Annotated in this window: 2 protein-coding genes and 3 pseudogenes; 4 read left to right on the top strand and 1 reads right to left on the bottom strand. The window is 63.1% G+C overall.

The genetic code is table 11. From position 1 onward, the window contains the following. From BM222_RS39510 to BM222_RS39495, 4 genes and pseudogenes are all read left to right on the top strand, one after another. A pseudogene (locus tag BM222_RS39510) lies at positions 1–684 on the top strand (IS3 family transposase); the annotation flags it as partial. A gap of 309 nt (positions 685–993) precedes the next feature. After that, positions 994–1,734: pseudogene (locus BM222_RS39505) on the top strand (IS110 family RNA-guided transposase); the annotation flags it as partial. Positions 1,735–1,929: 195 nt separating this feature from the next. Continuing rightward, positions 1,930–3,444 (top strand): IS21 family transposase, encoded by a 1,515-nt coding sequence (gene istA / locus BM222_RS39500; RefSeq protein ID WP_502691005.1) that lies wholly within the window; start codon positions 1,930–1,932, stop codon positions 3,442–3,444. Next, positions 3,441–3,785, top strand: a pseudogene (locus BM222_RS39495) (ATP-binding protein); the annotation flags it as partial. The gene istA and the pseudogene BM222_RS39495, both read left to right, overlap by 4 nt. Before the next feature lie 34 nt (positions 3,786–3,819). On the opposite strand, the gene BM222_RS40755 reads toward BM222_RS39495, so the two are convergent. Next, a complete protein-coding gene (locus tag BM222_RS40755; protein ID WP_143106211.1) occupies positions 3,820–5,889 on the bottom strand; it encodes a recombinase family protein in 2,070 nt (689 codons plus the stop codon). Positions 5,890–6,003 lie beyond the last annotated feature (114 nt).

Raw genomic sequence — 6,003 nt, 5'->3', positions numbered from 1 at the left:
CTGTTCCGGCTCTATCGGGAAGAGAGGCTCGCGGTCCGTCGCCGTGGTGGCCGCAAACGGGCGCTCGGGACCAGGGCGCCGATGGTGGTGCCGATAGCGCCGAATGACCGCTGGTCGCTCGACTTCGTCTCGGATCAGCTCACCGATGGCCGCCGCTTCCGCATCCTGACCGTGGTCGACGAGTGCACCCGCGAATGCCTGGCGTTGGTGGCCGACACCTCGCTGTCGGGCTCCCGGGTGGCGCGGGAGCTGGACCGGCTGATCATCGAGCGTGGCAAGCCCAAAATGGTGGTCAGCGACAACGGCGCCGAATTGACCAGCAACGCCATCCTGACATGGCCCGATCAGAGCCGCGTCGCCTAGCATTACATCGCGCCCGGCAAGCCGACTCAGAATGCCTTCATCGAAAGCTTCAATGGCCGTCTCCGGGACGAATTGCTGAACGAGACGCTGTTCACTTCGCTGGCCCAGGCCCGGGCCGAACTCAGACATTGGCGGGTCGACTACAACGATACGCGACCCCACTCGCAACTCGGATGGAAAACACCATCGGAGTTCGCCTTCACCTGCAACCCGCGACGGGATCTGGCGCTGCGCTACGCCGATGGCTCCGCACCAGCTCCCGTCGCTACCACCGCCCATTCGGGTAAATCCAACAGCCGGGGCGAACTCAGGACTGGATAAAACTTGGGGGCAAGGTCACCGCAGTTATGCCCCGGGATTGGTTGAACACACTGCCGCGGCCAAGCGGAAAGATGTCGCCCAACTCGTGAATGCCAACGGGATGAACGAACGGCGCTTCAGCTGCGCGTTCTCGTGCTCCAGCGTCTTCAGACGCTTGGTCTCCGATGAACTGCCCCCCGTTTCGCCCGGACACCGCTAGACCCTATGTTCGCCTTCTGAGGTGACGGGCGGCCCGCCCCGCGGCAAGCTCCTATCGAGGGTTGCGCCGGATGGTCCGACGCCGAGCCTCAAGCATGGGGAGCGGGCCTGATGAACGATAGCATTTTCGTGGGGCTGGATGTGCACAAGGCGACGATTTCGGCTGCAGTGGCCGAAGGGATGCGCGGCGGGGAAGTTCGTAACTTGGGGATCATCCCTAATCGCGCTGATCAAATCGCCAAGCTGGCGAAGAAGCTTGGCAAGGGTGGCCGGCAGGTAAGCTTTTGCTACGAGGCCGGACCCTGCGGATATGGCCTTCGCCAACTGACGGGACTAGGGCACAACTGCATCGTGGTGGCCCCCTCGCTGATCCCGATGAAGGCTGGGGATCGGGTCAAGACGGATCGGCGCGACGCGGCGATGCTGGCCAAGTTGCACCGGAACGGCGAGCTGACGGCGGTGTGGGTTCCGGATGCGGCGCATGAGGCAATGCGCGACTTGGTGAGAGCCCGCGCCACGGCGATGCGTGTGCTCGGCAAGGCACGGCAACATCTCCAAGGCTTCCTGCTGCGACATGGGCGCATCTATGCCGGGAAGAAGGGGTGGACTCTGGCTTATCGTCGCTGGCTCACCACGGTGCGCTTTGATCACCCGGCGAGCCAAATCGTTCTGCAGGACTACATTCATGCCGTGACCGACGCTGAGGCCCGCGTGGACTGCTTGACCAAGCGGATCGAGGAGCTGGCGCCACAATGGTCGATGACGCCATTCGTTGAGGCCGTGCAGGCCATGCGCGGCGTCGCCTTCATCGTTGCCGTGACGGTGGTTGCTGAAGTCGGCGACTTCTCTCGTGTCGCGCGGCGATCAGGATGGAAGGCAGCGTCAATCAAGGTGAGAGAGTTTCGCTGGGCTCGTGACGTAGGGAGGGCGTAGCCCGACCGGAGTTACGAGCCCAGCGTCGGCGCGATCCGAGAGTGGACCGCGCCGACTGGTGATCGCGGCCGGCAGGTTATGCAAGTGGTTCTTCCGCCAAGAGGAATCACTCGCTTGCCCGGCCGACACATCACAGATCACCAGATGAGGCTCTACATGAAGTACCGTCAGATCGATAGCCCGCCAGTGGCGGCGGCCAAGGCGTCATTCAGTGCGTCGACCGCCTATCGGATCGAGAGAGACCCCCGATTTCCATCGCAAAGGAAGGCTCCCCGCGGCCGGCGACGACCGGACCCGTTGAGCCACGTGTTCGAGACCGAGATCGTCCCGATCCTGAAGGCGGCACCTGGCTTACGCCCGGTGGCGGTGTTCGAGGAGATGCTACGGCGTCATCCTGATCTCGGCATCGGTATCCGTCGTACCCTGGAACGCCGTATCCGTGCCTGGCGGGCGATCCACGGCGAGGAGCAGGAGGTGATCTTCCGCCAAACCCACGAGCCTGGCCAGCTCGGCCTCTCCGACTTCACAGACACAGGGGAGTTGGGTGTTACGATCGCGGGCGTACCGCTGGATCATCGTCTCTATCACTTCCGTTTGGCCTATTGCGGGTTCGAGCACGCCCACGTCGTGCTTGGCGGCGAGAGCTTCGTTGCCCTGGCCGAAGGCCTGCAGAATGCCCTCTGGTCGCTCGGTGGGGCGCCGCGGGAGCATCGGACCGACAGCCTATCGGCCGCATTCTGCAATCTCGACCGGGATGCACGGGACGATCTGACGCGACGATACGAGGCCCTTTGCGCCCATTACGGCATGCAGCCCTCTCGCAACAATCGTGGAGTTGCCCATGAGAACGGCTCGATCGAAGGGCCCCACGGTCATCTCAAGCGAACAATCGCGGACGCCTTGCTGCTGCGCGGAACTGCCGACTTCGACGATCTTGCCACCTATCGCGGCTTCGTCGACGAGATCATCAGCCGCCGCAATGCCCGCATCGCGAAGCGGATCGATAGCGAACGCGCGGTGTTGCAGGAGCTGCCCGATCGCCGCACCTCCGACTACGAAGAGGTGATCGTCCGTGTGACGTCGTCCGGCGGCTTCACCCTGCGCAAGGTGTTCTACACCGTGCCATCGCGCCTGATCGGTCACCGGCTGCGGGCGCGGCTCTACGACGATCACCTCGACGTGTTCGTTGGCGGCAAGCACCTCCTGACCTTGCCGCGCGGGCGACCGCATCCCAATGGCAAGTACGATCAGGTCGTCGATTATCGGCACGTGATCCATTCCCTGCGGCGCAAGCCGATGGCGCTTCTCAATCTCGTCTACCGAGATCGGCTGTTCCCGCGCGATGCCTATCGGAAGACCTTCGATCGCCTGCGCGAACGCTTGCCGGACAAAAAAGCCTGCCGGATCATGGTCGACCTCCTCGCGCTCGCTCATGACCGCGGCTGCGAGGCCGAACTCGCCGATCAGCTCACCGCCGACCTCGACGCCGGCCGACTGCCCGACCTCAACCGGCTACGTGCTCACTTCGCCCCCTATCCCGCCAACCTGCCGAACGTCGTGGTGCAGCTCGTGCCGCTTGCGACCTACGAATGCCTCATCGGTACCGCCGAGACCGGAGGTGCCGCATGAGCGTAACGAACACGGTTGATGCCGCGCGCCTCAATCTGTTGCTCAATGAGCTCCGGCTGCCTGCCATCAAGGTGCTGTGGGCTCAATTTGCCGAACAGTCCGACAAGGAAGGCTGGCCGGCCGGCCGCTTCCTCGCGACCATCGCCGAGCACGAGATCGCCGAACGCGGCCGCCGTCGGATCGAACGACACCTTGTCGAAGCACGTTTGCCCGCCGGAAAGACCTTCGACAGCTTCGACTTCGAAGCCGTGCCGATGATCTCAAAGGCGCAGGTGATGGCGCTCGCCGCCGGTGACAGCTGGCTGGGCAAGGGCGCCAATTTGCTGTTGTTCGGCCCGCCCGAGTCCGATTCATACTGCCCACCTCGCTATGCCATTATAGTTCAAGCTCTCTTTGGCGGAGATCGCCAGACGACGGGCGCCGGAAGCGCCGCGCCTGCGCGGCGTTCCTGACCTCGGGGTGCTCCAGATCAGGCGCCTTGATCACCCAGGGTGCGCCCTTGCACAGCTGGTGCGCGGGCAAGCTTCGCTCCGCGATCAGGCGGCGAACCGTCGATGGGCTGACCTTCAACGCAGCGGCGGCTTCATCCAGAGTCATTTCTCCTCTCTCCATGCGTTCGCCTTCCCGGTAGGGTGCGATAGCTTGCTGGTTGCGCAAGTGACGAACGCGGGCGCGGGTCCAGCTGTTACCGTGCCCCGTCGACTTGCCCGCTCGGTTGAGGACCGCCGCGATCGTGCCGTCGGGCATCTGGCGTGCCAGAACACGCACGAGATCGATGACGTCTGCGGATGTGCTCCAGCGGTGTTGGCCCGTGCGGTTCTTTCTGGTCTCTAGCGCTGTGTGATCGCCGCCCTGCCAGTGGATCACAAGCTCAATTGCCGCATCGCCGACGCGTACAACGATTTCGTGGATTAAGGTTCGGATGATGCGCTTGCGCGTGGCAGGCGTCGCCCCAGGACTGTTCCAGGCCCGCTCCAAATCGGAGCCAAGCGCAAGCAACCGCTCGCGATCCGCCTCGCTCAGAGGACTCTCCGGCTTGGCCAACAGTGCACCGCGCTCTTCCTCGAGCCCGCGGACGGCCAGCAGGCGTTCATTCCAACGTCGCTCCAGCTCGCCGGCGACCAGGCGATTGTCGGAATCGACAGCCTCATATCGCCGACGAGCCCGAGTGGCCTCATAGCGCGCTTGCTCAAGAGAAAGTTCAAGTTGATGCAGCTTCTCGGCGTGCTCCCGGCCGCGGTCCTCCATGGCAGACAACGCAGCCTGGACTCCGAGCGGCTGCAGGCGCTCGATGACTTCGACGCTGATTGCGGCATCCACACGCAGGCCGCCGAATGAGATGCATGGCTCTCCGCCATGATTGATCTGGCTACCGCGGCAATGATAGCGCCCGACGTTACTGTGCGTGCCGCTGTAAGCAACGTGAAGTTTACGACCGCAGTGGCCGCAACGAAGGAGCCCTGCAAGAAGGGCCTCACCGCAGCGGACCGAGCCACGACTCATGAAACTCTTCCCATTGGCGTTATCGGTGATCAAGCGCTGATTCCTCTCGAACTCCGCCCACGTAATGTAGCTCTCATGGTGGTCCTTGATCAAAACCTCCCAGTTGCTGCGCTCCCGGCGGAAGCCCCGCACGATTCTCTTGCGGCCGGCCTCGATTGTCACCCGACTGCCAGAACGCCCGAAGACATAGGCGCCAGCATAGATCGGATTGGTCAGAATGTGGCGGATCGTGTTGTAGACGGGTAACTTCCACTCGACGCGACGTCCCTCGGGGCCACTGCTGACTGCAGGCAAGGCGATTCGCTCTTGCCGTAACCATAGGTGAACCTGGCGCAGCGTCTGCATCTCGGCGAACTTGGCGAACACGAGTGCGAGCGCCTCCTGAATGCGTCGATCAGGGTCCTTCTCGATCTGATCGTGGGAGACTTTAATATAGCCGATGGCAACGTTGAGGAAGAGCTCGCCCCTGCGCGCCTTTTGCTTCAAGGCCTCAAACGAGCGCTGCCGAAAGATCGACAGCTCCATCTCGCTCATTGTGCCCTTCATGCCGAGCAGAAGGCGATCATTGGGATGGCGCGGATCGTAGATGCCATCCTCATCGACGATCAGCGTTCCAACGAGCCCGCAGAACTCCAGGAGCGTATGCCAATCCCTGCCGTTGCGGGCCAGCCGAGAGGCCTCAATCGAGACCACAGCGCCAACTCGCCCTTCGCAAATCGCCGCGAGCAGCTTCTCGAACCCAGGACGCGCGGTGCCGCTACCAGAGCGACCGAGATCATCATCGATTACGATCACCTCGCTCCAGCCCAGCTGGCGCGCACGGTCGGCCAAGCCGTACTGGCGGCGCTGGCTCTCTTTGTTGTTGATAACCTGGTCGGCCGTCGACTGACGAATGTAGACGACGGCCTGGCGAGTAAGGTGCTCAGGCGTGATCTTGCTCACCGCTGTCCTCCCCGCTCACGTTGCATGTCTCGGCCGCGCTGTCGGTGAACGCTTCGGCCAGAAGCTCCTTTAAGAGCTCCAGCATCTGCTGGTGGGCTTCGATCGGAATGCTGC

Source organism: Bradyrhizobium sp. Gha, assembly GCF_900113735.1.
In the GTDB taxonomy this organism is placed as follows: domain Bacteria; phylum Pseudomonadota; class Alphaproteobacteria; order Rhizobiales; family Xanthobacteraceae; genus Bradyrhizobium.
Note: the sequence above shows the minus strand (reverse complement) of the source record. Positions and strands in the feature narration are given on the sequence as shown.